Genomic DNA, 26,825 nt, shown 5'->3' on the forward strand with positions numbered 1-26,825 from the left:
TAGCGTACATACATTTTAAATTTTAAAGTTTTACATTTTAAACTCACCAGGCCAAAAAATAATTTCCCCCCTCTGTAGCGAATTAAGTAATAGCTCCGTCAGGGTATAAAAGCAAGATGAAGACTCTTCTACGAATCTATTTGGTTTTGATATTTGCGAGTAGCGCTAGGAGCGCTGGCACGGAGAATGAATTAATCAACTCGGGATTTCCGATAGAAGAATCTAATTTTGCTACGAATCCCAGCTATCCGCAGAATCTAAGAGGAATGGCTGATTGTGTGAACTCCATAGATCAAAAGGAGCAAAAAAAAAGGAATGGGACGGAAGTAGAGAAAATCTCAGAATAGAACGCCTACGACGAGATGATCGAGAGAAAAAGCTAACTAATAAGAATTCCGACTCCAATATGGATGTCGTAAACCATAGATTAATAGGTTTGAATTGAATTGGACTGACCAGGAGCTGATCGAAGGTTGCAAACGACGATCTGCTAAGTACGAAGAGGTATTCTATAAAAAATACTATGGCTATGTCATGGGTATCAGTCTGTCCTATTCCAAAGATAAAATGCTTGCAGATGAGATTACGAATGACTCATTTATCAAGTTTTTCGGATCTATCAAGAATTTCGATGACTTCCAGTCGGTCAAAGCGTGGCTTCGCAGAATCACCGTAAACACCGCGATAGACTATTTCCGCAAGCAGAAGAAGTTCCAAAATCAAACCGACGTCTCCGAGGAGACTGGGGTTTTCCATGAAGTAAATGCCCTTCAGGATCTGGCATTTCAAGACATTATAAACCTAATTAATTTACTACAAGAGGATCATAAAATGGTGTTCAATCTCTATGAGATCGAAGGCTATAGTCATAGGGAAATTGGCGAAAAGCTAGGCTTAAACGAAAGCTCCTCCAGAGTATATCTGGCAAGGGCTAAGGCTCAGCTCCGCAAATTAGTATCATTACACTTGAAAGAATATGAAGGAAGATAAGCTTGATAAGGAAATCGCTGCTTCCCTTAAAGAGAAGTTAGCAGAAGCCTCCGTGCCCTACGAATTGGGTGCTTGGGAAGGTTTTCAGAAAAAGCGCGCACTGCGCAAGCGTAAATCAATTGCCTACTGGGCATCTGGGATCGCTGCGTCTTTACTGTTGCTAGCAGTAGGGCTGAATACTGTTGATTTTTCTGAGAATCGAAATGCTGACTCAACAGGCAATCAGATAGCTGAAAGTGAAGAGAAAGCAACAGAAAATAAGGTAGAGGAACTTTCTACAAGCAATTCTAATTCAGAAAATTCTCCTTCTGAAAACATCCTTGATCAAGAATCAAGCTCGATTACTTCTGATTCCAATGCATTGGCTGAAGTAGATAAGGATCAAAAACCACAGAAAAATCTTAGCTCTACAAAAGCATTGGCAACTGTTCCTCAGCGCGAAGAAAAGACGGAAGAAAAGGAAAAGGACGCACCGCAATCATCTGTAGTTTCCCCTGAAAAGACAGTAGCGCAAGTCGAGGAAAAGCAAACTATCGAACAACAGCCACTTGTAGCCAAAACAGAAGAACCTGATATGCAACTCGTGGAGAAATTACCTGAAGGTAAGCTTGCATTGGCAAAACCTGAAGAGCCAGTAAAGCCAGAGGAAAAAGAGAATTTTGTAGTAGAAAGTGATTTTCCTGCCATCGAAAAAGATAAACCGACAGTGGGGCTTGGCATGGGTCTGTCTCCGGGATTTGGGTCAATTCAAAGCGATAACCAAGTAGCAACGGCTTCGACCATTGGACTTGGGATGCTGGTGGACATCAAGCTTCCTGGGAAGTTTACCTTGGGATCTGGTCTTGGGCTTAATTACCTCAGTCAAAATACGGAGCAGGAAAGCACGATTATGGCCTTTGGTAATTCTTATCCACAAACAGAAAAGCTGGAATTGCGACAGATGCAGGTGGAAGTGCCTGTATTCATCAAGTATCCTCTGACTAAAAACAATTCTATCTCAGTTCAGGCAGGTTTTTCAAACTTTTACGCCTTGAACGAAAGGGGAAGTCAAGAGAATAGCTATGATCGGCAAGTGGCGCAATACAGTAATGATGCGGCGGGTTTTTCTTCTGTTTCCCTGAGCAATAAGTCCATGAATACTGTCACTTCTTTGGAGCCCACAGAAAGTAAATTTTACCCATTTGCCACGGTGAATTTTGGATTGAACCTTCGTATCCTGGAATCCAAAAATGCCAGCTATGTGATTATGCCATTCTACAATTACCAGCTGAAGCAAGTTTCTGGCTACGGCGATACCTTTGGCTTATTTGGAGCGAGCTTCAAGATGAGCTTTGGAGGAAGGGAGAAGTAATTGGAATTTGTAATAAGTATTCAGTCTCAGTCTCAAAAATGGTTAATGGTTAAGAGGTTTAAAGTTTAATATCTGTCACTGTGGTCAGTGGATCCACGGACCATTTGATGAAAAATGCCTTTCTGTGATTCAGGAAGGCATTTTTGTACGCTTTAACCGCAGAGGCCACCAGAGTTCGACGAGCTCACCAACCAATGATTTTGTAAACTTTGCATAGTTGTCATGCTTTTCCACAAGTTGGATTTGTAATTGGACCTATTCTTTTGAGTCTTTGATTAAAATAACATCAACGAAGTACAAATCCTTAATGATAGGAAGGTGTAATTACTTCCAATAATTATCGGAATACAGCTAGCCTGAATTCCACATTGTTCTCTTCGTGGTGGGCATCTCCGGTTAGTATTTAATGCCATATTCTTCTTTCTGCAAATTAAAAGTTTTCTTATGCTTTTGTAAGTTGATGTAAAGTGGAAGCTCGCATTAAGGATCAGATAGCTTGCCAATTGAAAGATTTGCAAAATATGGCGAAATTATACTTCAAGAATCTGAATTCCGCACATATAAATCCTCTACCCATGCTCAAAAATTTCAAAAGCTTTCAGCAGTTTCTCTGTTGATGACATCATAAAAGCAAAGCCGTTCTACCAGTATACTCTAGGATTAGTTATCGAAGAAACCGAAATGGATATTTTTGCCCTACACCTTACGGGTGGTGAAGAAGTCACTTTCTACCCAAAGCCAACATACACCCTCTACTTTTACAGTTCTCAATTGCCCGTGAAAGACATTGATCAAGCTGTTGACGAACTGGAAAATCCTAAGACACATCGAATTCTTGTTTACTCCGGTCTTCGGTCATCGGTCTTCCAACCAGTTGACCAAAGAGAATTCTATTACTAGCACAAAAGCGTACATACAGGTTAATAAATATTACAGTTCGCAATGCTACACGCACCATAATAATATTTGGATTTTGCTTTAGAAAATCCCACTAACCCATATTGGGAAAGGGGGATTGATGCCACTAACTGAATATTATTTTTTCAAAACCACGTCTTGCGTTTCTCCAAATGTTCTGATTTCTACTTTAATATTGGCCTCTTTATCCGCTCTATCAAACTTGCTATCAATGGCAATCAGATTCTTGCCAGTGTTGATTTTAAGATCAGACAGATCTATTTCAAATCTTTTAATAATCTGCCAGTTGGAATCGTATAAAAGCACTTCCTTATCGCCAGTATATTTGAGCGTCTGACCTTCTTTGATAGTCCCCGGAAGGGCCACTTTCTTATAACCATTCATCTCTAGTGTAATTCCGCTTACATCGGAGTTCATTGCAGTCAAAGTGAAATTCACCACTTGCTCATTTCCCGGATTGTTGAACTCTAAAGTGGAATGCAATGGCTCTCCAGGTTGTCTCACCTTTTTCTCATGAGTGAATATTTCTGAATATACCTCTAGCAAGTTCCACTCGGCTTCATTGATTTTTTTGAGTGTGAACTCCTTGTCGCTATTTCGCATTTTTTCTTTTTGCGCTTCGCTAAAAGAGTTTGAAATCCTTAATTTTTCCCAGTCACCGATCAACTCCAATATTTTGTCTGAGTTACCATTTTGACTGACAGTAGGCAGATCGGCTACCAAAGCATAGCCTGCATCATATCCCGCTGATTTTGCCAGCATCCACTCCATATCTTCAATACTGGTTTCAGGAGTCATTTTAAACCAACCTAACATACCCGGCATAAAATTTCTTTGGAAATAGGCCTGATTGTTAAATCGATATTCTGCTTGACTTTCGCGGAAACCGGCATACCAAGGCTCTCCCCAGTTCATACGACTATAGATATGCCAGAAAAAATGTGTGGTGCGACTGGCATCTATTATCAGATGATCTTTCAATTCATCCGATAGATTAGTGTACCAAGTATAGGGCATCAAGGACTCTCCGTAGGTTCCCAAACCTGTAGAACGATTTCCTTCCAGCCCGTCAAAAGAAATTTGTCGCAGGCCTGTTTGGTTATATAAATCGGCCATAGTCTTTGACATCTCTATGGTCAGATCTGTTTCGGATAAGAATACCTTATATCCGTGATCCAATAGCTTTGAAATTTTGTCACCTGATTTGTGACTGTTAGCTTTTGTATCAAATGCGCCACGCTGACAATCCAACAATCGCCAGGGAGATTCTTCTGATACACTTCCGTAGCGAATCAGTTCTTCACCGATCATGACTGTTTTTAAATTGTTATTCTTCATTTGATTGAAGAATTCAGGGGATTCGATAGTGATGGTGGAAGCATTTGCATCTATATCACCGACAATCATCGAACTTCCTACTTTGGCAAGTCTTTCGTCCGGAATTGGTGTAACGTATGCATCGTCTGTTGCAATAAAATTCGATAAGAAGTGGGTGCCCATTAGAACTCCTTCAGCGGCAGCTTTATCAACAGCTGCTTTTAGACCTTCAATCCCGTTTGGAAATTCACCTTTGTATAATTCGAATTGACCCCAAGTTTCAAATGTCTTTCCATAATGATAGAGGTATTTCAAGCCTGCCTTTTTGGTTAATGCGATCGCATCATCCACCGTTGCTTCGGTGAAATTAGTAATGAGGTAAGCTGCTGCAGCATTCCGGTTTGTTTTCACCCATTCCCCATCTATCATTGGGTGAGGCAATCCTTCCGCGATTTCTATAGCGCCGATAGTTTCAAGTGCTTTTGATTCAGGACTTCCAAATAGAGCTATTTTGGAACCTATGACTCCACCATCATCATAAGGCGGAGCAACAATTTTGTCGTGGCCTACATCCGAATAAATTCTTTCAGTATTTCTATTTCTAGTATATGCTTGTAAACTACTTCCATTTGCCAGAGGCGCTGCAGCCTCGATTCTATACAAGACACTGCCGTCTGATTTGGGATGCATGTTGTTTGGATCCTCTTCTCTTACGAAGTCGAATTCTGGCATTCGGTCACTTTCATTCCAAGGGTATCCTCCAAGAGTTTTGATATTCAAGGCTTGAATGCCAATGGCAAAATCATCATCCCGAACCACACCAACTGTTTCACTGATTGTTTTTTGGATTGAAGTGGGATATGGCCCCCAAACAATTAATTCAATAGTATCATTGTTTGTTATTGATTGTAATTCGAAAGTAAAGTGAGTTCCTTTTTCTTCAATTTTAATTTCTGCAACTACTTCGTTTTCAAAATCCAAGCTTATGATATCATCTTTTACAGTAGCAGATTTTGGATGAATAATTTCATTGTTGATCCTAACTGACATTAAGGGAGCCAAGGTGTCTGTTGAAATATAATCTGTCCCAGTATTTACATCAATGAAATTGATAAATGACCCTTTGTCATTGATGGTGATTTTCAATGATTCTGTAGAAAGGTCAAGGATTATTGAATCAGAATTTGTGGAACAGGAGCCAACAATCAAACATATGAGTAATAAGAGAATTACAGATATTTGTTTCATTTGGGTTATGTTTTTGAGTCTATATATGGGGACATTACGAGCTTTTTTGGCACCTACTCTTGAGTAGCACTTTCTAAGCTATTTTTAAATGGTAAGACAATTTATTGAAACAGGTCACAATGCAATAACTATTTCACTAATCAATATATAAGTCTTTTTTTACCAACAAAGCGTTCAAAGATTGCTGTTGTTTTAGGGTGCTTTTAACTTATCACAGAGTATCCTTTAACATCAGCGATCAGTTAATCACCCTGCCTTTACTCGTATGCAGCCTTGTAAATTGCATCAAGTAGACTTCCTTCCTCTTTGGTATCGTTGCCCAATTCCCAGAACATGATGCCGCCCAGTCCTTTTTCCATAGCGTACTTGGTTTTTAGTGCGACTGAAACCGTATCGTCATACGATACCATTAACCTGTCTTTGGAATTATAGAGGTAAGGTGCTTGAGCTTTCTCATCCCAAAAGCGCTGAAAATTTTGATCCTGTTCATACGATTCTCGAATTCGATGATAAGACATCCATCCGATTTGAAGTCCCCCACTTAACTGGTATAATCCGTTATTTATCGGTGGTACGCCTTTCCAGACTCTTCCGTAGAATGCAGATCCAATCACTATCTGATTGGGATTTACGCCTTTTTTGATCAGGAAATCCACAATTTTCTGTGCAGAACGGGGATCGGGATCAGGACTTTCACCGTTTTGGTACAAGCTATCTAGATGATCATGAAATGGTGTACCCGCGATATCCTCACTACTCACGTCACCTAAAGGCGTATGATGTCCTGTGTAAATAGATACTCCGGATACCTGGTCATAAGTCATTACATTGGTGTAATCGGCATATTTCATTACTTCGCCCATATCGACAAAATCGTAATAGCGCTTCCAGCCGGCCGAAGCGAAGGTCAGAATTTTGGGAGAGTCAAATGTGTCCAGCATCTCACGTAATCCTTTCATCAGGGCAGTGAAATTTTGGGTGTCCTCTGGACGTGACATAGTGCCTGCACCGGAAATTCCCGGATACTCCCAGTCCATGTCCATACCGTCGAGCTGATATTTTTTGATGAAATCTGCAGCGCTGTTAATAAATTTTGCGCGGCTTTCTTCAGTCAGTGCCATATCAGAAAATCCATCAGCACCCCAGCCACCACAGGCGATCATTACTTTTAGATCAGGATTTCGTTCCTTTTGTTTAACTAATGCCTCTATCTTTGGCCCCGCAGCTTCAGGATTTCTGAATTTCATTTCCCCATCGATCACGTTAGTGAAGGAGTAGATGATATGGGAAAGCTTTTCTACAGGGATTTTTTCAGGTTCATAAGTGCGTTCAGCCACGTAATAGGCCATGATCACCGGTTCGGCTGAGGAATCAGTATTTATGGATTCTTCGGACTGTTTTGATTGTGGTGAGCAACTCAGCATAAAAATCAGAATTAAGAGCTGAGGAAGAGTTGAGGTTTTTCTGGTCAATTTTATTTTCATAAGTCTTAACAAATAATTTCGAAGAAGTAACAATTACTTAAATTAAAATCTTTTTTATGCATCATGTGAAAAATTTATTTCATATACCTGGGATTAATGCAAAAGAAGTTTTAATAAATCATAGGCAATACCTTCAGACAATTATTTGGCATCAATCAAAGCGATTTAGTCAGCTTAAAAAGTAAAACAAACTGAAATGCGTAGCCTTAGTTAAATGACCACGCTAACCTTTGCCGATCATTGATTAAATGGTAGAGCATGGATCAAAAAAAATCCCGATCAAATCAGACCGGGATTTTTCATTGTGGGAGTAAGATTGCTTAGTAATCTATATAGTTGGTTATTAATTGTAAATCAAGCTTTTTGGCATTGTCAGTTGCCTGCTTGTAGCCTCTTATCACAAGGGTATAAACTCTGTTTCCTTTCAGTTCAATGTTCGTAGCAGTTGCAAGGGTTTCTCCTGTACTTGAAACGACAGTTAGTTTATACATTTTGGTCGCTAGACTTTTAAACGTTGAATTAGACTTGAAAACAACGTCACTGAAAACTGGAGTTTCTACTGCATCGATCTTGAGAGAGACAGCTCCCGCGTCTGGCGAAAGATTTACCATTCGGATCTGTGCCTCGGTAGCAGTTGGCTCCGACCAGTCATCATCTACCAAGACAGCATCCAATACTCCCGCAGCCTCTACCATAAACATGGAGTAAACAGAATCAACTTTGATCTCAAATTCTTTCTCCAAAAGAGAAGTCAGGGAATTGCTTTCCGAAAACTTGAATAGCCTGTCTCCAGGAAAGAAGTTTTGGTAAGGCAACACATCTGAATATTTCAAAGAGAAATCATTCACTTTATTTTGGTCAGCATACACGATTACCCCAGAGTTACCAGGTGCGCCGTTGAAAATAGAAATGTAACCTGCAGGTGGGTAATCACTCGGGTCATTGTCATCCAAGCAGCTTGTCAATCCCATAGTTCCGGCTAGCAATGCTAGGGTAGCCAGAGATTTAAAATTCTTCATTGCAAATGATTTTACACTCATCATATGTATTTGTTGGTTTTAGTTTATAATCAATACCAAGACGCATGACAAGATTTATTCGCTACATAAAGAATGAAAATTTGATTAACGGTCTGCATAATAGACGTTATAGTATGAATATTAACGCCGTGGTCTGCGTCACAGACCACGGCAAAAACAGGCCACGGCACTTTTCATTCATACCACAGCTGTGAAAATCAATATTGCTCCCAGAAATTCGGAGGTGTGATCCCTAATGCTCGTAAATATACATACCCTTGGCCGCGGTGGTGAATTTCGTTGTCTATGATATAAAATAGAATGCTGTAGCCAGTACCATCATATTGCCCAAAGGCCACCACTTTTTCCTGAAATTTCTCCATAGAAATATCTTTCCAATAATTCTGGATTTTTTCTGTGGATTCATCATAGCTCGCTAGAAGGTCAGCTTTTGTTGTAAGTTCTGTCTTCTCTTCATCAAAAGTCCCCCAATCGTCGGTCGCCAAGCCCCTAGCGGTAGAGCCATCCATTGCCAACATTTCTTTGGTAAGCTGAGCATATGTACGCATTCCACCTATGCTGAATTCGAAAAGTTCTTTCTCAGGAAAAGCTTCCAACGCTCTTCGAGTGACTTTGCGATGGCCAAGCCAGTGCGTCAAAAGTTGATCCTTGTTGATGATTTGAGCGGTTGCTGCTACTTGTGTAGATTCCATAATATTTGTGTTTTGTTTAAGAATAATCAAATAAACAACCCGACAGTGTCAACCCTATGTCAGTAGGATTTTGGGATTTGAAAGATTTTCTGATTTTTTTCAGTTTCTTTACTTTTAAGCTCCACACTCATTTTCCATGAACAGAATCGATCGGCTCACCGCCATACTTACGCATCTGCAATCCAAGAGAACTGTTCGTGCGGCTGAACTGGCAGCCCGTTTTGGGGTGAGTTTGCGGACAATCTATAGAGATGTGAGATCTTTGGAAGTGTCAGGGGTGCCGATTATCGGAGAGGCAGGGCAGGGATATTCGCTAGTGGAAGGATATCGACTTCCTCCGATTATGTTTAGCAGGGAGGAGGCGCTGGCGATGTTGGTGGCGGAGAAGTTGGTGGAAAAATCGTTGGGTGAACAAAGCAGCAAGTTTTTCAAAGAAGCGCTGATCAAAATTAAGTCAGTGCTTAAATCCTCTGAAAAGGATTTGCTGGTGGAGGTACAGGATACGATCCAAGTGTTGAAGTCGGATCCTTCACAGGTCATGAATAAATCCAGTAAAGCCTTTCAAGCCATGCTTCAGGCGATTTCGGAAAAAAAAGTGGTAGCAACTACCTACGTTACTTTTGATCCAGAGCAGACTACAGACAGGGAGTTGGAGCCTGTAGGCATGTTTCATTCGTATGAACAATGGTATCTGATGGCATACTGCCGGATGAGGAAAGATTACCGCACGTTTCGACTGGATAGATTTAGCAAATTTCGGATTACAGATATTTCCTATTCCACGGCAAAGCATCCTTCCTTGCAGTCCTATTTGGACAAAGTATCAGGCGAGCAACAACTTCATCAAATCATTTTAGAAGTGCCTGACGGATCTTTGAAATACCTGGTGAACTCAAGGTATAATAATGGGTATGTGTCAGAGGAAAAAGTTGGGCAAGTGACCGAAATGACCTTTATGAACTCATCCATTGAGGGGTTTGTACGCTGGGTAATCGCATTGGGGGATATGGTGGTGATCAAACAGCCGAAAGTCCTTCGAGATCGACTGGATGAATTGCTGGGAGAAATTAAGGAAATGCAGGGTTAATTATTGCTGTGATCTTTGTCGTAATTCCTCACCGTCTTCTATGTCTAAGACCATTATTTTAATTTCTAATATCTATTCAAAATATGGCTCTTCAAGAAAAAAATAACACAATTAACGAATTTCCTTGATGAGGTTTATTTTTGGAGAGGTACAAGAGATGATCCGCAAGTCACTTTTCTAACACCAAAGAATAGGGGTTTTTTTTTCCGATAGCGGGGAATTAAAACACTTCTTAGAGGATAATATGGCCTTCTTCATAAGCATCATTTGCTATGTACTTAACACAATCATATGTCATTTGACCATAATCAACTGATGAAAAATCAACTTAATTATTGAAAATGCTAAGCCTATCAAGCTATCACGCCAAAAATGTATGGTAAATCAACAGCCTTAAATCGTAGATTCTTATCCAAGATGAATAACTTTGAGTTCAAGTTTTATTCCGAGTAGCGATGGAATGGCATTTGAGACTATTAGTAAAAATCACAAACTTCAAAAACTGAAAATTATGAACGTAAAAATATTGGGTACTGCTGCTGTGGCATTATTAATGGCGGTAAGTTGCGAACCTAAAAAAGCTGAAAATGAAGAAGTAATGGAGACTGAAATGACTGCGCCAGCTTCTATCTCAATTGAAAAATTTGAGGCTTCTCCAGCTTATGCAAGCTCCACTTTGAAAATGACAAAGCCTGGCAATACTACTATTGCGAAAGCTGGGGAAGTTGACTTTGCATTTGAAGTGGGAGATTATGAGCTGACTGCACAAACTGAGAAAAATGAAATGGCGGGTATGCTTGCCAATTCTGATAAAGGACAGCACATCCACTTTATTTTGGACAATGAGCCATACTCTGCTCACTACGAAGCAGAATTTAAGAGGGCAATGCCTGAAGGAACACACTATCTAGTAGCATTTTTGAGTAGATCTTATCATGAGTCAGTAAAGAATGACAATTCTTTCATTGCCAAGAAAATGGTAATTGGCGGTGCCAGTGACGACATGAATGTAGATTTTGATCAGCCCACCATGATCTATAGCCGTCCCAAAGGTGAGTATACTGGAGCAGAAACTGAGAATTTATTGCTTGATTTCTTTTTGCTGAACACTACACTTTCTGAAACTGGAAACAAAGTAAGAGCAACCATCAATGGTGAGGAATTTATGATTACTGATTGGGCGCCTTATGTGATTAAAGGGCTTCCTAAAGGAGAAGTTTCTATTAGATTGGAATTGTTGGATGGCGATGGGAATTTGTTGCCAGGTGGATTTAACGATGTTACCAGAACAGTGACTTTGAAAGATTAAGTAAGAGCTAAAACCACCAAAAATGAAAACTCCGTGTGATTGACTTCGCATGGAGTTTTTTTATGGGTTTTTACCACGGAGCACTCAGAGGTTTGCGCGGAGGTCGCAATGATAAGTCGTCCGGCTTCTCCAGAAGCTGGATGTAGATGTTTGAATATTTTGTGCAGGAAATCATCAACTGTGGTAAGCGGATGCATAGACCATTTAGAGCTAGCCCTTTATCAGCTAACAATTGATGATGACATTCCCCGTTTTTTTGCCAGAAAGAACATATTCATAGGCTTCTGCTATATCATCTAGGGGATATTCACGGTCGATTACAGGTTTGAATTTTCCTTTTTGCAACATTAATTTTATGTAAGGAAGGGTTTTGGATAAACTATAAGGTATTGGGAAAACAACTTTCTTTCTGCCAAAAAGAGGAGTGAGGAGAGCTAAGAAGATGTTTTGTGAATAAGGTCCTAATTCTGACGATATATAGATGCCTTCCTTTTTCAGCAATGACTTACACTTTCCGAAGGTACTTTTGCCTACAGCATCAAATACAAAGTCATATTTTTCAATATCAGATGTGAAATCCTCTTTCGAGTAATCGTAAACTTTATCAGCTCCCAAGGATTGGACAAGCGCGACGTTTTTGGTAGTGCAGGTTGCTGTCACATGTACTTCAAATGTCTTGACGAATTGAAGCAATGCTGATCCAATCGCTCCTGTCGCACCATTGATAAGTATTCGCTGTCCTGGCTGAATGGTTACTTTGTGGATAAATGAATGAGCATAATGTGCACCTTCCAGACTCGCGGCAGCTTGTTTATAATTAAGGTGATCGGGGATGGTCAAAAGATTTTCTTTAGGTGTCAAAGCCATGAATTCTGCTTGCGATTCTAAGCCTAGATCGGTAAAGCCGAAGACCCGTTGATTGACTTGGAAGGAGTGGATATTTTTCCCAATTGCCACCACCTCACCGGCGAAATCAGTTCCTAAGGTTGTCTTCCGAGGCTTAAAAAAACCAATGATAAATCGCATTACTAAAGGTTTGGCTGCGAGATTGGCACAATCTGTCCTGTTTACCGTCGTAGCATGAACTCGAATTAATATTTGATTGTCCCTTGGGACTGGGTTGTCGATTTCCTCAACTTGAATTGTTTTGGGACCTCCATATGACCTTCGAATGGCAGCTTTCATAGGTTAAGTGTTTTGTTCAAAGATGCTTCCTGTATGATTAATCCTACGTTCGGAATTTGGGAGTACATTCTATAACTAATGGTTCACTACCTATTGATCCTCAGACTACTGAACAGGAAAGTACTCAGGAACAAGAGCTTTCATTTTATCCAAGGTTTCATCCATGGAGAGCTCACACATTCCCCCAGCCGCATTTGCATGTCCGCCACCATCGAAATGATTGGCTGCCAAAGCATTTACAGGATTCACTTTGCCCTTAGAGCGGAAGGATATCTTGATGATTCCATCCCGTTCTGAAAGCACAATGGCCACTTTCATTCCTTTGATGGATAAAGCAAGATTGGCTAAACTATCTGTATCTCCTTTTTTGTACTGATACTTTTCCAACTCCCCTTTGGTCAGTGAAATGATAGCGACCGAGTTTACATCCAAAATCTCCATTTTTTCACTCATCGCAAATCCTTGCAGGCGAAGGCGGCTAGCTGTATTTGTATCATTCAGCATTTCATGGATCATGTAATGTTTGACGCCTCCGGCAAGCAGTATGGCAAGGACCTCGTGTGTTCGGGGTTTAACGGAATTGAAGCGAAAGCTCCCTGTGTCAGTCAAAATTCCTACATACAAAGGAGTTCCTATTTTCTCGTCCAGTAACGAGCCGTTTTCTGACAGCTCGATCAATTCCACAATCAACTCTGCCGTAGATGATGCAGAGGTGTCGGATACCGTAATTGAAGCGAAGTCCTGTGGGTCAAGATGATGATCGATCATGATTTTGGTGCAGCTGGCGGACTCCAGCAAGGGAGTCATATCCTTGCCCACACGATCTGTGGAATTATAGTCTAAACAAAAGATCAGATCTGCTTCTTGGAATGCAGTGTTCACTTTCTCTGGTTCTTGATCCATCGTAATAATGTGTGACAAGTCAAGGAAATCCAAAAAATCAGGAGCTTTGTCAGGATGGCAAATGGTAGCTTTTTTCCCAAGCTTTTCTATAAAATGCAATAGACCCAATGAGGAGCCGACAGAGTCACCATCGGCGGATTTGTGGGCGGTAATGAGGATGTTCGATGCTGCTAGAATTTCAGCTTCGATTTGTTTGTAGGTATTCATGAAGGGGATTTTTACTGGAGGAAAAGCTTGAATGAAAAAGAACGATGTGGGTGATGTTCTTTAATCTGCAAAGGAACAAAAGAGAAGAGGAAAAATGGTGGTTTAGGATTTTAAATTCCTGCACTTTGATTTTTGTGACGACCGTGGACTGTGTCCACACAGAACATTTTAATCTCTATTTTTTAGATAGAATGATATGCACTTGATTTTGCACATCTGGAATTTTGTTTTTTACTACATCCCAAACAACGGAATAATTTACTCCCATATAATCATGAATGAGTCGGTCTCTCATTCCAGCCATGTTCTTGCATTGAATGGTATTAGGATAAAGCTGCATTCATCAGAAATATATTTAAGATAGTCTAGTGGATTGTTAGCAATATTCCACTTCTCTTAAAATCTTTGGGCCGATGCATGGGCTAAGTCCAAAAGTAGTGACAACTTCTATTTTCTGACTTATGAATATGCTTTCAAATAAATCGTAAGCAGTCATGAAGTTGTCAAATGTTTATATTTCAGGTTCGAAATCTATGAGCAGATCAATATCACTGGCAATCGTATGTTCATTGTGTAAATAGGTACCGAATAAGCCAATTTCTCGAACCCCAAGTTTAGAGAACTGAGGTTTATTTGACCTGAGTTTATCCAATATGATTTCCTTTGTTGTCATTTTTTGGCTTTTATCAAATATACAAAGTCTTGTCAGTGCTCTGAGTTCAAACGGATCACTTCACAAATTTCTCACTCTCTCAATTCAGCCTTTTTCTCCTCAATCTCACTAGTCAGAATCGCATTGATATCAGTTTTGGTGCCGAGAAGAAGGTGGATGATCGCTCCATACTCACGGGCATTTGGATCGGTAATAGTTCCGATTTCTTCTGATTTCTCAAAAAGTAAGATCTCCCGCTCACTTACTCCATCTAGTGCATCTCGTACTAAGATTACATTCTTAATTTCCCGACTGAGATCTATCCAATTGACATAATCAGCATTCATTGTGACAGCTTGCAAGCCTTTGGTCTTGGTGTAAAAATTGATCGCTCCAGCCTGTCCGTAGTTGTCGCAGATGATTAGGGTGTATTCATCAGCAGGCGCTTTGGAATAAGCCAGATCTACCTTCGCTGCCAGTTCTTTCCAGCCTAGCATATCCGCAAAATCTTGGGGGATGTCATGGATTTCTCCATCTTCCCAGCGTGTCAACTGCAAACCGGGATGTCTTGAATAGTTATCCTTAAGTTTCTCAGGGGGTTCAATAGGAAATATCAATGGTATCATTAGTGTAAATAGTGCAACAGGAACAATCAATGCCACTGGTATCAGGTAGGTCTTCCAACCTGAGTTCAGTAGTTTTGAGAGATAAATTGACCCAAAAGCGAAATGAATAGGGTAAATACTGATGGCATAATAGCTCTTTGCTCGGAAAATCATAAAAACAGCCAAGGTCACTATCAGACAATAAAATAGAAATCTATATTTCTTGAAAGGAGGGTAAGTGAAATAGGCAACCATTGCTACAATCAAAATGAAAAGAGAACCTATAAAGAATAGTGGCTGATCTATTAAAAAGTCCAAACGATTGTTATTGACAAGTTGATTCTGGCTCAGCATTCTCATATGCCAAATCACGGGAAAATCATTCACCCATTGCCAGATCAGATTTGGTAATGTGATCAAAGCAGCAAGTGCAAGTGCACCATAAAAGTGAGGGTTGGTAAAGACTTGTCTTTGTTTAGTTACTAATAAACCAAGAACTAGCCCAATTGCCAGAAAGACTACCGTGTATTTATTTAGAAAGCCAAAACCAAATGCTATTCCCATCCAATATAACCAACTGTTTTTACCAGTTTGTAGGTGTCTAATGACGGTGTAAAACACAAAAGTCCAAGCTAATACATCGAAGGAATTAGGCTGGAAGAGAGTATTGATTCGAGTCAATGCAGAAAAAATAATACCTATTGCAGCCAGAGAAAGTGCGAATAGATTTCCTCCCAAACTTTCTACTGTTTTCCAAACCAACACTATCGTTAATGCACCAAAAAGAGCTGGGAAGAATTTGACCCAAAACTCAGTATAACCAAGCAGGTAAATCAAATACGAAAACCAAGAAGTGACCGGAGGAACGGATATATAGCCCCAAGCTAAATGATGTGCCTGGTCAAGATGTAAATACTCATCTCTTTGCAGATCATAACCTGAATCAATCAACAAGTATTGTAGAACAAACTTGAATAATACGAATCCGATTAAAAGTAGGGTCTTTTGATTCATAGGGTTTTAAAAATAAATGTGGGCAATTTCAAAAGTTATTGAACCTACTAGCCTTATCGTAAGGCAAGAAATTCAGTTGTATTTACAAGATTTTTGAAATTCTGACTTTTTAAGCCTTTGTATAAAATCTTGTCTCCAGTCCACAACGTAGCTCCTGAGAATTCTGATAATGCAACAAAAGCAACATCGTCTGAATCAATTTTTTTGATGATTTTCTCAGAGGATAGTCATGTTTTCACTGGTATAATCTCTTCATTAATAAACTTTAGTTTGGAGAGAACCAATGCATATGAAATTTGTAATTAATCTTCTGAAATATTTGAGATTTTTTTGAGTTTGTCCCAATGATTCCGTATTTCATTGCGCATGTATACACAACTATAGAATTCAAATCTCCCTTCTGAATTGAATATTAGATCACCAATAGTGCCTTATGAGTTTAAAAGAACGCTAAAAATTATATTGGTTACTATCACTACTTTCATTTAATAAGACGATCCTTGTTTTCTTTCCACCAACCTGCTTTTACATCCTTAGCTAATGCATCCACATCTGTCTGCTTTGCATTTGAATTGGCAGTAGCTTCCTAGTAAGTTAGGTAGACAATGAGGTTTTGAAGTCCCTCTGTTTTTACATTAGATGGAAGTCTGATAATTACCTCATCTTCCGTTCTTTCAATGATCATGGTGTCGATTTTTAGATTAATTGAAGATACTGATTTATTCATTTAATGAGAACATACTTCAAAGTTGATTTATTGATGTCTCCTTGAAAATCCTTCAAGGTCCTAAAAAGCGCAAAAGGTTTTGTCTTACTGCAAATTCCGTTTTACCCGTTAAATATTAACTTAAATGTAGTCCCTTCACCCTGCGTAGAGCGCACTTGAATATTTCCTTTGTGGCGACGCATGATTTGCTTGGATAGGCTCAAACCGATTCCCGAACCTTTAGATTTGGTGGTAAAGAATGGGATGAAAATCTTGCTTAGCGCTTCCTCTTCGATGCCTTTTCCGGTATCGGCTATTTCAAGAATAATCTTTCCTGACTCATCTATAAATGCTCGCAAGATGATCCGTTTTACTTCTGAATCTTCTACTGCCTGAATGGCATTCTGAGTAAGGTTAATAAGTACTTGCTCAATCTGAGTTTGGTCTCCAAAAAGAATTAACTCCTTTGGATTGATCTCTTTGATAAATTCAATGTGTTGTTCTTCAAGTTGGTGTTGTAGTAAAATCTCAAGTTGATGGAAAAGCTTTGCGATAGCAATACTGCTGAACTTAGGAGCTGGAATATGTGCCAAACTTCTGAAGTCAGACACAAAGCTGATCAGTCCCTGACTACGCTTTTCAATCGTACTAATCCCTAAAAGGTAGTCTTCCATTTCTGAAGGGGTTATTTGCTCCACGTGCTCTATTTTGCTTTCCATTTCCCCTTGGATAGTACCTGCCAAAGAAGAAATCGGCGCAATGGAATTCATGATTTCATGAGTCAGGATTTTGACAAGATTTTGCCAAGCTTCCATTTCCTTTTCTTCTAGTTCAGACTGAATATTCTGCAGAGATACCAATTTGAATTTCTCCCCACGCATCAGCAATTCAATCACATACACCGAAATCTGCATGATTCCGTCAGGATGGGCGATCTTAATCAACTCACTTCCGCCCGTGCGCAGGTTATTGATTGCTAGGTGTAATTCTTTGTTTATGCCTTCGATCTCCCCGATGTTTTTTAGCTCTTCCACATGGAGAATTCGCTTTGCAGCAGTGTTTACGATTTGAATACCGCCGTTTTCCCCAAAAGTGATCAAGCCAATGCTCAGGTGCTTAAACACTGATCGGAAATATTGATAGTTGGCTTCCTTCTCGGCTTGATCTTCCTTTAGCTTAGCGAGAATCGCATTGAATTCTATGTGTAAGTCATCGGTTTCGGTACCATCAAATTTGACAGGATAGAGTTGAGAGTATTTGTCCTGCTTGATATTATCGAGGAAAACGCGCACTTTATTGAATGAGCCTTCAGAATAACGAAGCAAATAGATGATTTGAAATACGACCAAAACGAGTAAAAGGGAGATCATAAAAACTCCCCAACTATCGATGATAGCGTAGGCAAGTAGAAATAAGGAAGCCGCTAAGAAGGCGATCCTTCCGAGTAAGCCAACTTTATAGTCCATATTTTTCCAGCCTTCTGTAAAGTGAAGCTCTGGTCAGACCAAGCTCCTTAGCTGCCTTGGAGATGTTTCCGCCGTTTTTGTCAATTGCTCGCTGAATGGTAGTTTTCTCCATATCGTCGAGGTTAAGTGTCACTGAAGTTGGTGCTTTGTCAGAGGTTGGCTTGGCAGAAAGGAAGAAGAAATCCCTAGAATCCAATACCTCGCCTTCTGCCATAATAATCGCCCGCTCGATGGCATGCTGAAGTTCCCGGATGTTTCCTGGCCATCCATAATGCTGCAAAAGATCCATTCCAGCTGTAGTAAATCCAGTGAAGTTTTTGCGGTATTTCTGACTGTAGCTTTTTAGAAAATGATTCGCCAGAACTGGAATATCATCTTGTCTTTCACGAAGTGGAGGAAGGAAGATTTCCACAGTATTGATTCGATACAATAAATCCTGACGGAAATTATTATCAGAAGTACTTTCGTGTATAGGCATATTCGTAGCACAAATCAGGCGGATGTCCACTGGGATGGCTTTGTTGGTGCCTATTCTGGTAACTTCCCTTCTTTGGAGCACCGTGAGAAGTTTTGACTGCAGAGGAAGAGAAAGATTTCCGATCTCATCCAAAAACAAAGAGCCTTTGTCAGCTATTTCAAATCTACCTGAGCGATCATCTTTGGCATCGGTAAACGCACCCTTTTTATGGCCAAAAAGTTCAGATTCAAATAAGGTTTCTGTAATAGCACCCATATCTACACCGACGAAAATTTCATCTTTTCGAAGTGATCGATCATGAATAGCTCGCGCTATAAGTTCTTTACCTGTTCCATTTTCTCCTAAAATCAGCACGTTTGCATCTGTCTGGGCTACTTTATCAATGATGGAAAAAATGTTTTTCATAGAAGCACTTTGACCGATGATATCAGTGTAAGGCTTCTTCATATCCGTCTGCATCTGCTTTTGTTTTTTTTGCAGCTTATCGACTTCATTGTAGCTTTCCTTTAATCTGATTGCAGCAGATAGCGTCGCAATCAATTTTTCGTTTTGCCAAGGCTTCAGAATGAAATCGGTCGCACCTTCCTTAAGGGCTTGAACGGCCATTTCCACGTCACCAAATGCAGTGATCAGGATTACTACGGCCTTTGGATCAATCTCTTTGATTTGCTTTAGCCAGTGAAAACCTTCCTTGCCTGAGGTTGTATCCTCTCGGAAATTCATGTCCAGCAGGATTACATCGTAATTATTGTTATTGACCAGAAAAGGAATTCTACGTGGATCCTTTTCTATCATGACTTCTTGAGCATGCTTCTTTAGAAGCATTTTAGCGGCAAAGAGTAAGTCTTCATTATCATCGATGATAAGAATCTTGCCTAAATCTTGAGTTTCCATGGTTAATTGTTTGGACTTACTTATGGCAAAATGATGCCAACCCTAATATAGGCCTATATACTGGGTTTTTGAAGTAGAAGTGTCCAAAAGTGTACGTTTTTATACTGAAATCGGACAATAGTCATCGGATTTTTCTCCCTTGATAGATTTTTGTAACTTTGTGCTTTACTAAAACAAAAGACTATGCAAGCTAAAAAAGGGGATGCAGTTCAAGTGCATTACACTGGAAAATTGGAGGATGGAAGCGTATTTGATTCTTCAGCCAATCGCGAACCGCTAGGATTTACCTTAGGCGACGGAAATATGATTAAAGGATTTGATACAGCTGTTGACGGTATGGCGTTAGGCGATAAGGTAACAGTGACAATTCCTGCTGCTGAAGCCTATGGCGAGCGGAGAGAAGATATGATCATCGCTGTACCTATAGCACAAGTTCCTGCTGATATCAAGCCCGAGATCGGATTGGCATTGACTCTTCAGGGAGACAACGGTCAGCCTATGCCAGTAACAGTAGTAGATGTGGATGCTGAAAAAATTAAGTTAGATGCTAACCACCAATTGGCAGGTAAGGATTTGATCTTTGATATTGAGTTGGTGAAGGTCAACTAATTGTTCTGAATTTATAAAATTCGAAAAGGCCGTTTCAGAGATGAAATGGCCTTTTTTGTTTGAAGAGTATTAGACCACGGTGGCCACGGTTGTTTGGGCAAAGGTCGTAGTTGTCCTGCTTCTCCAGAAGCTGGACTTTTCTGAGGGTTTCATTCCCACTAAGTGAGTACTATGTGTGGGTCTTTGTGAACAATGATGGACAAGTATTCTTGGGATATTGGAAATGTCCAAAGTCGATTGTGAAATAAAGAAGTAAAAAAAGAGAGAGAATTAACTCACTTAAAAGACTTCAGCCAAGAAGGAGTAGAATAGAGGCTTATTTTGTCTTTGGAGACTAATGCAATTCTTTCCTGGCCGATTTGAAGATAAGCGGCTTCAGAATTATCCAGATCAGCAAGAGTGACAATATCGTTGGTTGAAAGAGATACTGCCATTAGGTTATTCCCTTCTATCCAAATTAGGTGCTCTTTGTAATAGCACAATTTGTTGATGCCTTTTACTTCAATTTTTCGCATCAGATTCCCTTGATTGTCAAAAATGAAAACGCCAGACTCTGGTGCATTCATAAACAGGCGATTTTTGAATTCTCTGATTTCTGAGACGCTTAAGTCTTCTGATTCTAATATAAGATTGAGAGGTTGGGATTGAATGACCTGGTTTCTAAGATAGTCCAATGATTTGAGGCTCAGATCTGATTCATCCCAGACCCAGACCACATTATTATTGCCCAAGGTTGCCGCTTTGGCTAGGCTGATGTCAGCAAGGGAAAATCCTTTTTCTGCCAAGGGGTTCAGAAATCTATCGAGTATTCTATACTGTTGCAGATCTGCTGAAAAGGTGAAAATATTCACCGTCCAACCTGCCTCTAGCTGATTCAATCTTCCTTGGCGAGCGGGCGAAAATAGATTGAGTTGTTTTCCATCTTGGCTGAAAAGGTAAATATCCCCCAAACTAGTGCTGGCGAATAATTGATCTTTGGTGTCAAAGGAAACCAGATCAAGATTTTCAAGCGGTATTTCAGCAAGTGGTGTTCCTAATTTCCCTACACTTTGTGAAGTAGCCAAAATTGGAAGGAGGATAATTACAAGGAAGAAAAGTAGCCTCATCCCTCGAAGGTGATAAGCTGGGCTTTTTGGCCATCAAAAGACAAAAAGGTGTTCTGAGTCACCCATTCGCCGAGGTTGAAATAGGTTGCTCTTTTCCCAACTTTCAATTCCAGAGGCAAGTGTCTATGCCCGAAAATATAGAAATCATGATGTTTCTTTTCCTCTAGTTCTTTACAGTATTTCCAAAGCCATTCATCCTCACCAAGGAAGTGATTTTCATCTTTTTCGATATTGGTAATACGGCTATGACCAGACCAACCCTTGGCGATTTTCATTCCCAGATCAGGGTGAAACCAGCGAAAAAGCCATTGAGCTATCTGGTTAGTAAATACTTTCTTGAGGAACTTATAAGAATTATCTCCTGGTCCCAGACCATCTCCATGACCGACCAAAATAGATTTTCCTTCTATTTTCAGCTCAATAGGATGAGTGTAAACAGGGATCCCCAGCTCAACAGTGAAGTAGTCTTTCATCCATAGATCATGATTTCCAGTGAAAAAAATGATAGGCATGCCCCGCTCTCGGAGTTGATGGATCTTTGAAATAAAGGGAATAAAGCCTTTGGGAATTACTTGCCCATACTCGAACCAAAAGTCGAAAATATCTCCAACCAAAAAGATGGCAGCGGCATCCTCCGCCACGGAATCCAACCATCGTATGATCCGTTTTTCGCGAAGTTTGCTCTCTGCTTCATTTGGTGCTCCAAGATGAAAGTCAGATGCGAAATAGATTTTTTTTCCATTCAACGGAAAATCCAACGGGGTTGATTGCATGACTAAAGATAAACGTGCAGGTACAAAATCAAAAAAGCCCCGAATTATTCGGGGCTCTTATTTACATGATTCGATTATCAGAATTTGGCTCCGGAATTGGATCTATCAGGGGATCTGAAGATTCTGGATCAGAATCTTCCTCCTTATTAATCAAGTCTGGCTCTTTAGAATCATCCTTTTTATTGGTATATGCCTGATAAGTTGTTTCCTTATCGAAAGGTCTTTTGCCAATCAATCGCTCCAAATCTGCTTGGAATAAAATTTCTTTTTCCAAAAGCTCCTGAGCTAAGATGTCAAGTTCTTTGATTCTATGAGTTAGCAATTCTTTGGTTCTGTCATAAGCTGACTTAATTAGTTTTCTTACTTCCTCATCTATCACCTCAGCAGTAGATTCAGAATAAGGCTTGGTCATTTTGTAACCATCGGCTTTAGAATCGTAGAAGGAAACATTCCCGATTTTATCATTCATGCCGTACACTGATACGATAGAATAAGCCAATTTAGTGACACGCTCCAGATCGCTTAAGGCTCCTGTAGAGATTTTGTTAAAGATGATTTCTTCTGCAGCACGACCACCAAGTGTCATACACATCTCATCCATCAACTGCTCTGTTTGATATAAGAATTGTTCCTTTGGCAGATACTGAGCATAACCCAAAGCAGCCACTCCACGAGGAACTATACTTACTTTGACCAATGGATCAGCATGCTCCAAGAACCAGCCAGCTACAGCGTGACCAGCTTCGTGGAAAGCAACGATTTTCTTTTCGTCTGGCGAAATGATCTTGTTTTTCTTTTCCAAACCACCAATCACACGGTCAACAGCGTCTTGGAAATCCTGCATATCTACAGCATTTTTATTTCTTCTAGCTGCGATCAAAGCGGCCTCGTTACATACGTTTGCGATTTCGGCTCCAGCAAATCCTGGAGTTTGTGCAGCACATTTTTTCGGATCTACGTCATCAGCCGTTTTGATAGGCTTCAGGTGAACTTTAAAAATAGCTTCTCTTCCTACGATATCTGGCTTGTCGATAGAGATCTGTCTGTCGAATCGTCCTGGTCTTAGCAAAGCGCTATCCAATACATCGGGTCTGTTAGTTGCAGCGACTACAATTACGCCTGTGTCAGTACCGAAACCATCCATTTCCACCAATAGGGAGTTCAGTGTATTTTCTCTTTCGTCGTTTGAACCTGGCATTTGGCCTTTACCTCTTGATCTGCCGATCGCATCGATCTCATCTATAAAGATGATACAAGGTGCTTTCTCTTTGGCTTGCTTGAACAAATCACGAACTCTGGCAGCACCCACACCGACAAACATCTCTACGAAGTCAGAACCTGAAAGTGTGAAGAATGGTACACCCGCTTCACCTGCTACAGCTTTTGCCAGTAGAGTTTTACCCGTACCTGGAGGTCCTACTAGCAACGCACCTTTAGGGATTTTACCACCGAGTTTGGTGAATTTGCCTGGATTTTGAAGAAATTCAACGATTTCCTGAACCTCCTCTTTTGCTTCGTCAAGTCCTGCCACATTGTCAAAAGTGATTTTGACTTTATTCTCAGCGTCGAACAATTGAGCTTTGGATTTACCCACATTGAATATCTGTCCACCTGGCCCGGAAGGCCCAGCCATACGGCGCATCATAAACCAGAAGAGCACAAATAGCAAAATCAAGAATCCAAAGCTACCGAAGTAGCTACTCCAGTTTTCTTCAGTGGCTACAGATAATTCTATTCTATTTTCCTGAGGAACTTGCTCCTTTAATGCATCAAAGTCATTTGCGAATTTCTCTATAGAGGCTACCTGAAATGAATAGTGGGGACCTTCAGGATTGAAAAAGGTAGAATTGGACTCCAATTCTGTTTTGTATTTATCTGTGGATAAAGAGGTGGATTTAAGCGTGATATCAACACGTTCCATGTTTTTAACCATGGTCACTTTGGAGAGATCTCCAGCCAAGTACATGTCTTCAAATCTCTTTTGTGTGATATCAACAACTGAATTCCTATTCTGAACCCAGGTAAGACCAAGTAAGACAGCTACAGCAGCTATAATCAGCCAAAGCTGAAAATTGGGCTTTTGGGGTGTCTTTGGTACAAATTTTTTGCTTTTATTATTAGTATCGCTCATTTCTTATTTGGGTAATTTCATAAACTTTAGGTAAAACGGAAAGTTAAGCTGAAAGTTCGCAGCTTTTATACAATTCGAGTAAAATTAGCATCGCCCCAAAGATCCTCTAATCCATAAAATGCTCTTTTATCATTAAGGAAAATATGTGCAACAACGTTCACATAATCAACCAAGATCCATTGACGGCTATTTTTTCCTTCACTTTTATAGGGATTTCCTTGGCCGCTCTTAATCACTTGTTCTTCGATAGAATCTGCGATTGCGTCGAGCTGGGTGTCAGAGTTGCCCGAGCAAATAACAAAAAAATCTGTTACTGTATTTTTTATGTTTCTAAGGTCCATCACTACAATGTCTGAAGCTTTTTTTTCCTCCATTCCTTTGATGATTACTTTGCTCAGCTCTTCTGCTGTCATATTATTCATTTAATTTTGCAATTTCCTGGATAAAAATACCCTTTTTCATCGAATTCAAAATTTATGTATAAAATTCTTGCCAATACGATTTTTTTAGGGAAAGATGTCCATTTCCTGCCAGAGTGTCACTCGACTAATGACATTGCTTTGAATCTGGTCAGGCAAAAGCAAGCAGCTGAAGGCAGTGTTGTGATTTGTAATCATCAAACAAAAGGAAAGGGGCAAAGAGGTAATTTTTGGCAATCTCAAGCTGGACAGAACCTCACTTTCTCATTGGTGCTTCGACCAGATTTTATGGACATTTCGGAGCAGTTTTACCTCAATATGGCTATTTCGAATAGCATCAGACGCTTGCTTCAGGAATATGTACCTCGTTTGGAAGTGAAATGGCCTAATGATTTGATTGTTCCAGGATTTGGGAAAATCGGTGGGATTTTGATTGAAAATACTTTTTCTGGAAAAGAATGGGAATATGCTGTAGTGGGCATTGGATTGAATATTAATCAACTTAGCTATGATTCACCATATGCTGCGTCCATTCGATCCATCACTGGGAGTCACTTCGAATTGGAAGAATTGTTTCGACTGCTGATCACACAGTTGGAGCAAGGCTATATTCAGTTGAAAAAAGGAAAATGGAAAGAAATCAAGTCTGAATATCTGATGCACTTATATAGAATACAGAATTGGGCTAAATATTCAGCAAACGGGGAACAATTTTCAGGGAAAATAGTTGGGATAAGTGCACAGGGTAAACTGGAAGTAGAATTGGGAAATGGGGAAATAGCAATTTTTGGCTTAAAAGAGATCTTATTTCTATAGTATTTATCGATTTTAGTTTCCAAATTTTATACGGTACCTTTGCGCAGGTTTTAAGTGAAATTATTACGTTAACTATCAATATTATGTCAGAAATTAAATCTGAAAAGTTCGTCCAGTACAAGGTAAAAGATATTTCCTTGGCAGAGTGGGGAAGAAAAGAAATCAAATTGGCAGAATCTGAAATGCCAGGTTTGATGGCACTGCGTGAGGAGTATGGTGCCTCGCAGCCTTTGAAGGGTGCAAGAATCGCTGGTTGTCTTCACATGACAATCCAAACTGCGGTTTTGATCGAAACTTTAGTTGCTTTAGGAGCTGAAGTGACTTGGTCATCCTGTAATATTTTTTCTACTCAGGATCACGCTGCTGCCGCTATTGCTGCTGCTGGCATTTCCGTCTATGCATGGAAAGGTTTGAATGAGAAAGATTTCGATTGGTGTATTGAGCAGACGTTGTTCTTCGGAGAAGATCGTCAGCCATTGAACATGATCTTGGATGATGGTGGTGACTTGACTAATATGGTATTGGATCAGTATCCTGAGCTAGTTAGCGCTATCAAAGGCCTTTCTGAAGAGACTACCACTGGTGTTCACAGACTCTATGAGAGAATGAAGAATGGTACACTTCCAATGCCTGCTATCAATGTGAACGACTCTGTGACTAAGTCTAAATTTGATAACAAATATGGATGCAAGGAATCATTGGTAGATGCTATCAGAAGAGCAACTGACGTGATGATGGCTGGTAAAGTAGCCGTAGTAGGTGGATATGGTGATGTAGGAAAAGGCTCAGCTGCTTCATTGGCAGGTGCTGGAGCGAGAGTAATCGTTACTGAAATCGATCCGATCTGTGCACTACAAGCAGCCATGGATGGCTTCGCTGTGAAGAAAATGGTAGATGCTGTAAAAGAAGCTGATATCGTAGTTACTGCTACTGGTAATAAAAACATCATCACTGAGGAGCATTTCAGAACGATGAGAGATAAAACTATCGTTTGTAACATTGGTCACTTCGATAATGAAATCGATATGGCGTGGTTGAACGGAACTTACGGAAATACAAAAATTGAGATCAAACCTCAGGTAGATCTTTATAATGTAGATGGAAATGAGATTATCATTCTGGCTGAAGGCCGTTTGGTAAACTTAGGCTGCGCGACTGGGCACCCATCTTTCGTAATGTCAAATTCATTTACTAACCAGGTTTTGGCACAACTTGAATTGTGGAATAATACAGACGAGTACAAGCCTGGTGTTTATGTCCTGCCAAAGCATTTGGATGAAAAAGTAGCGGCTTTGCACCTTGCTAAATTGGGAGTTAATCTAGAGGTTCTTTCTCAGGATCAAGCAGAATATATCGGCGTAACAGTAGAAGGTCCTTTCAAACCTGACTATTACAGATATTAATAAAATATGAATTCAAAAAAAG

At 40.0% G+C, this 26,825-nt stretch carries 25 protein-coding genes; 9 read left to right on the forward strand and 16 right to left on the reverse strand.

Annotated elements, in window-relative coordinates:
• Positions 1–116 precede the first annotated feature (116 nt).
• The 4 genes from BVH04_RS14465 to BVH04_RS25170 all read left to right on the forward strand — a co-directional run bounded on the left by BVH04_RS14465 (position 117) and on the right by BVH04_RS25170 (position 3,241).
• Entirely contained in the window at positions 117–347 is a 231-nt protein-coding gene (locus BVH04_RS14465) for a hypothetical protein (RefSeq protein WP_086542181.1), read from the forward strand.
• Between the two features lie 94 nt (positions 348–441).
• Positions 442–990: an RNA polymerase sigma factor gene (locus BVH04_RS14470; RefSeq protein ID WP_086542182.1), complete on the forward strand. Its 549-nt coding sequence runs from the start codon at positions 442–444 to the stop codon at positions 988–990.
• Positions 977–2,341, forward strand: coding sequence for a porin family protein (locus BVH04_RS14475; protein WP_086542183.1), 1,365 nt, complete (start codon positions 977–979; stop codon positions 2,339–2,341). Before BVH04_RS14470 ends, BVH04_RS14475 begins: the two co-directional genes overlap by 14 nt.
• Positions 2,342–3,022: 681 nt before the next feature.
• Positions 3,023–3,241: a hypothetical protein gene (locus BVH04_RS25170; protein ID WP_140160598.1), complete on the forward strand. Its 219-nt coding sequence runs from the start codon at positions 3,023–3,025 to the stop codon at positions 3,239–3,241.
• Positions 3,242–3,376: 135 nt separating this feature from the next.
• Here the strand turns inward: BVH04_RS25170 and BVH04_RS14480 are convergent, their stop codons facing one another.
• The 4 genes from BVH04_RS14480 to BVH04_RS14495 form a co-directional block, all read right to left on the reverse strand.
• Positions 3,377–5,824, reverse strand: a complete 2,448-nt coding sequence (locus tag BVH04_RS14480) for a hypothetical protein (protein WP_086542184.1) — start codon at positions 5,822–5,824, stop codon at positions 3,377–3,379.
• A gap of 257 nt (positions 5,825–6,081) precedes the next feature.
• Complete coding sequence (locus BVH04_RS14485; protein WP_240510939.1) at positions 6,082–7,308, reverse strand: glycoside hydrolase family 18 protein; 1,227 nt, start codon at positions 7,306–7,308, stop codon at positions 6,082–6,084.
• A gap of 320 nt (positions 7,309–7,628) precedes the next feature.
• Complete coding sequence (locus BVH04_RS14490; protein WP_169714441.1) at positions 7,629–8,327, reverse strand: DUF4397 domain-containing protein; 699 nt, start codon at positions 8,325–8,327, stop codon at positions 7,629–7,631.
• Positions 8,328–8,545: 218 nt separating this feature from the next.
• Entirely contained in the window at positions 8,546–9,040 is a 495-nt protein-coding gene (locus tag BVH04_RS14495; protein WP_086542186.1) for a DinB family protein, read from the reverse strand.
• Between the two features lie 136 nt (positions 9,041–9,176).
• On the opposite strand from BVH04_RS14495, the gene BVH04_RS14500 reads away from it, so the two are divergent.
• Together BVH04_RS14500 and BVH04_RS14505 are read left to right on the forward strand one after the other, a co-directional pair.
• Positions 9,177–10,127 carry a helix-turn-helix transcriptional regulator gene (locus BVH04_RS14500; RefSeq protein ID WP_086542187.1) on the forward strand — a complete coding sequence of 317 codons (951 nt, stop codon included), beginning with the start codon at positions 9,177–9,179 and terminating at the stop codon, positions 10,125–10,127.
• A gap of 511 nt (positions 10,128–10,638) precedes the next feature.
• Positions 10,639–11,436 carry a hypothetical protein gene (locus BVH04_RS14505; protein ID WP_086542266.1) on the forward strand — a complete coding sequence of 266 codons (798 nt, stop codon included), beginning with the start codon at positions 10,639–10,641 and terminating at the stop codon, positions 11,434–11,436.
• A 225-nt stretch (positions 11,437–11,661) separates the two neighbouring features.
• Here the strand turns inward: BVH04_RS14505 and BVH04_RS14515 are convergent, their stop codons facing one another.
• The 8 genes from BVH04_RS14515 to BVH04_RS14550 form a co-directional block, all read right to left on the reverse strand.
• Entirely contained in the window at positions 11,662–12,621 is a 960-nt protein-coding gene (locus BVH04_RS14515; protein WP_086542189.1) for an NAD(P)-dependent alcohol dehydrogenase, read from the reverse strand.
• 105 nt (positions 12,622–12,726) lie between these two features.
• On the reverse strand, positions 12,727–13,731 hold the full coding sequence (locus BVH04_RS14520) for a DHH family phosphoesterase (RefSeq protein ID WP_086542190.1): 1,005 nt from the start codon (positions 13,729–13,731) through the stop codon (positions 12,727–12,729).
• 175 nt (positions 13,732–13,906) lie between these two features.
• Entirely contained in the window at positions 13,907–14,071 is a 165-nt protein-coding gene (locus BVH04_RS26655; protein WP_086542191.1) for a HepT-like ribonuclease domain-containing protein, read from the reverse strand.
• 171 nt (positions 14,072–14,242) lie between these two features.
• Positions 14,243–14,404, reverse strand: coding sequence for a nucleotidyltransferase family protein (locus tag BVH04_RS25820; RefSeq protein ID WP_205635864.1), 162 nt, complete (start codon positions 14,402–14,404; stop codon positions 14,243–14,245).
• A 71-nt stretch (positions 14,405–14,475) separates the two neighbouring features.
• On the reverse strand, positions 14,476–16,002 hold the full coding sequence (locus tag BVH04_RS14535; RefSeq protein ID WP_086542192.1) for a glycosyltransferase family 39 protein: 1,527 nt from the start codon (positions 16,000–16,002) through the stop codon (positions 14,476–14,478).
• Between the two features lie 53 nt (positions 16,003–16,055).
• Complete coding sequence (locus BVH04_RS26660; RefSeq protein WP_086542193.1) at positions 16,056–16,214, reverse strand: PIN domain-containing protein; 159 nt, start codon at positions 16,212–16,214, stop codon at positions 16,056–16,058.
• Between the two features lie 616 nt (positions 16,215–16,830).
• The gene (locus tag BVH04_RS14545) at positions 16,831–18,174 is read right to left on the reverse strand and encodes a sensor histidine kinase (protein WP_086542194.1); all 1,344 of its coding nucleotides are present in this window, start codon (positions 18,172–18,174) and stop codon (positions 16,831–16,833) included.
• Positions 18,164–19,546, reverse strand: a complete 1,383-nt coding sequence (locus BVH04_RS14550; protein WP_086542195.1) for a sigma-54-dependent transcriptional regulator — start codon at positions 19,544–19,546, stop codon at positions 18,164–18,166. The genes BVH04_RS14545 and BVH04_RS14550 overlap by 11 nt, the downstream gene beginning before the upstream one ends.
• Positions 19,547–19,729: 183 nt before the next feature.
• Here BVH04_RS14550 and BVH04_RS14555 point away from each other — a divergent pair, with 183 nt between their 5' ends.
• A complete protein-coding gene (locus BVH04_RS14555; RefSeq protein WP_086542196.1) occupies positions 19,730–20,155 on the forward strand; it encodes an FKBP-type peptidyl-prolyl cis-trans isomerase in 426 nt (141 codons plus the stop codon).
• 275 nt (positions 20,156–20,430) lie between these two features.
• Here the strand turns inward: BVH04_RS14555 and BVH04_RS14560 are convergent, their stop codons facing one another.
• From BVH04_RS14560 to rsfS, 4 genes are all read right to left on the reverse strand, one after another.
• Positions 20,431–21,261, reverse strand: a complete 831-nt coding sequence (locus BVH04_RS14560) for a hypothetical protein (RefSeq protein WP_086542197.1) — start codon at positions 21,259–21,261, stop codon at positions 20,431–20,433.
• Positions 21,258–22,034 (reverse strand): UDP-2,3-diacylglucosamine diphosphatase, encoded by a 777-nt coding sequence (locus BVH04_RS14565; protein WP_240510940.1) that lies wholly within the window; start codon positions 22,032–22,034, stop codon positions 21,258–21,260. The genes BVH04_RS14560 and BVH04_RS14565 overlap by 4 nt, the downstream gene beginning before the upstream one ends.
• Positions 22,035–22,095: 61 nt before the next feature.
• Positions 22,096–24,165, reverse strand: coding sequence for an ATP-dependent zinc metalloprotease FtsH (gene ftsH / locus BVH04_RS14570; RefSeq protein ID WP_086542198.1), 2,070 nt, complete (start codon positions 24,163–24,165; stop codon positions 22,096–22,098).
• 65 nt (positions 24,166–24,230) lie between these two features.
• Complete coding sequence (rsfS, locus tag BVH04_RS14575; RefSeq protein ID WP_086542268.1) at positions 24,231–24,578, reverse strand: ribosome silencing factor; 348 nt, start codon at positions 24,576–24,578, stop codon at positions 24,231–24,233.
• A 63-nt stretch (positions 24,579–24,641) separates the two neighbouring features.
• On the opposite strand from rsfS, the gene BVH04_RS14580 reads away from it, so the two are divergent.
• Complete coding sequence (locus BVH04_RS14580; RefSeq protein ID WP_086542199.1) at positions 24,642–25,400, forward strand: biotin--[acetyl-CoA-carboxylase] ligase; 759 nt, start codon at positions 24,642–24,644, stop codon at positions 25,398–25,400.
• An 83-nt stretch (positions 25,401–25,483) separates the two neighbouring features.
• On the forward strand, positions 25,484–26,803 hold the full coding sequence (gene ahcY / locus BVH04_RS14585; RefSeq protein ID WP_086542200.1) for an adenosylhomocysteinase: 1,320 nt from the start codon (positions 25,484–25,486) through the stop codon (positions 26,801–26,803).
• Positions 26,804–26,825 lie beyond the last annotated feature (22 nt).

The organism is Algoriphagus antarcticus (assembly GCF_002150685.1).
Classification (GTDB): Bacteria; Bacteroidota; Bacteroidia; order Cytophagales; family Cyclobacteriaceae; genus Algoriphagus; species Algoriphagus antarcticus.

What these genes read in the sequence shown, in the direction of transcription:
- BVH04_RS14465 (WP_086542181.1), top strand. Translation starts at nt 117, where the DNA reads ATGAAGACTCTTCTACGAATCTATTTGGTTTTGATATTTGCGAGTAGC.
- BVH04_RS14475 (WP_086542183.1), top strand. Translation starts at nt 977, where the DNA reads ATGAAGGAAGATAAGCTTGATAAGGAAATCGCTGCTTCCCTTAAAGAG.
- BVH04_RS25170 (WP_140160598.1), top strand. Translation starts at nt 3,023, where the DNA reads ATGGATATTTTTGCCCTACACCTTACGGGTGGTGAAGAAGTCACTTTC.
- BVH04_RS14480 (WP_086542184.1), bottom strand. Translation starts at nt 5,824, where the DNA reads ATGAAACAAATATCTGTAATTCTCTTATTACTCATATGTTTGATTGTT.
- BVH04_RS14485 (WP_240510939.1), bottom strand. Translation starts at nt 7,308, where the DNA reads ATGAAAATAAAATTGACCAGAAAAACCTCAACTCTTCCTCAGCTCTTA.
- BVH04_RS14490 (WP_169714441.1), bottom strand. Translation starts at nt 8,327, where the DNA reads ATGAAGAATTTTAAATCTCTGGCTACCCTAGCATTGCTAGCCGGAACT.
- BVH04_RS14495 (WP_086542186.1), bottom strand. Translation starts at nt 9,040, where the DNA reads ATGGAATCTACACAAGTAGCAGCAACCGCTCAAATCATCAACAAGGAT.
- BVH04_RS14500 (WP_086542187.1), top strand. Translation starts at nt 9,177, where the DNA reads ATGAACAGAATCGATCGGCTCACCGCCATACTTACGCATCTGCAATCC.
- BVH04_RS14505 (WP_086542266.1), top strand. Translation starts at nt 10,639, where the DNA reads ATGAACGTAAAAATATTGGGTACTGCTGCTGTGGCATTATTAATGGCG.
- BVH04_RS14515 (WP_086542189.1), bottom strand. Translation starts at nt 12,621, where the DNA reads ATGAAAGCTGCCATTCGAAGGTCATATGGAGGTCCCAAAACAATTCAA.
- BVH04_RS14520 (WP_086542190.1), bottom strand. Translation starts at nt 13,731, where the DNA reads ATGAATACCTACAAACAAATCGAAGCTGAAATTCTAGCAGCATCGAAC.
- BVH04_RS26655 (WP_086542191.1), bottom strand. Translation starts at nt 14,071, where the DNA reads ATGCAGCTTTATCCTAATACCATTCAATGCAAGAACATGGCTGGAATG.
- BVH04_RS25820 (WP_205635864.1), bottom strand. Translation starts at nt 14,404, where the DNA reads ATGACAACAAAGGAAATCATATTGGATAAACTCAGGTCAAATAAACCT.
- BVH04_RS14535 (WP_086542192.1), bottom strand. Translation starts at nt 16,002, where the DNA reads ATGAATCAAAAGACCCTACTTTTAATCGGATTCGTATTATTCAAGTTT.
- BVH04_RS14545 (WP_086542194.1), bottom strand. Translation starts at nt 18,174, where the DNA reads ATGGACTATAAAGTTGGCTTACTCGGAAGGATCGCCTTCTTAGCGGCT.
- BVH04_RS14550 (WP_086542195.1), bottom strand. Translation starts at nt 19,546, where the DNA reads ATGGAAACTCAAGATTTAGGCAAGATTCTTATCATCGATGATAATGAA.
- BVH04_RS14555 (WP_086542196.1), top strand. Translation starts at nt 19,730, where the DNA reads ATGCAAGCTAAAAAAGGGGATGCAGTTCAAGTGCATTACACTGGAAAA.
- BVH04_RS14560 (WP_086542197.1), bottom strand. Translation starts at nt 21,261, where the DNA reads ATGAGGCTACTTTTCTTCCTTGTAATTATCCTCCTTCCAATTTTGGCT.
- BVH04_RS14565 (WP_240510940.1), bottom strand. Translation starts at nt 22,034, where the DNA reads ATGCAATCAACCCCGTTGGATTTTCCGTTGAATGGAAAAAAAATCTAT.
- ftsH (WP_086542198.1), bottom strand. Translation starts at nt 24,165, where the DNA reads ATGAGCGATACTAATAATAAAAGCAAAAAATTTGTACCAAAGACACCC.
- rsfS (WP_086542268.1), bottom strand. Translation starts at nt 24,578, where the DNA reads ATGACAGCAGAAGAGCTGAGCAAAGTAATCATCAAAGGAATGGAGGAA.
- BVH04_RS14580 (WP_086542199.1), top strand. Translation starts at nt 24,642, where the DNA reads ATGTATAAAATTCTTGCCAATACGATTTTTTTAGGGAAAGATGTCCAT.
- ahcY (WP_086542200.1), top strand. Translation starts at nt 25,484, where the DNA reads ATGTCAGAAATTAAATCTGAAAAGTTCGTCCAGTACAAGGTAAAAGAT.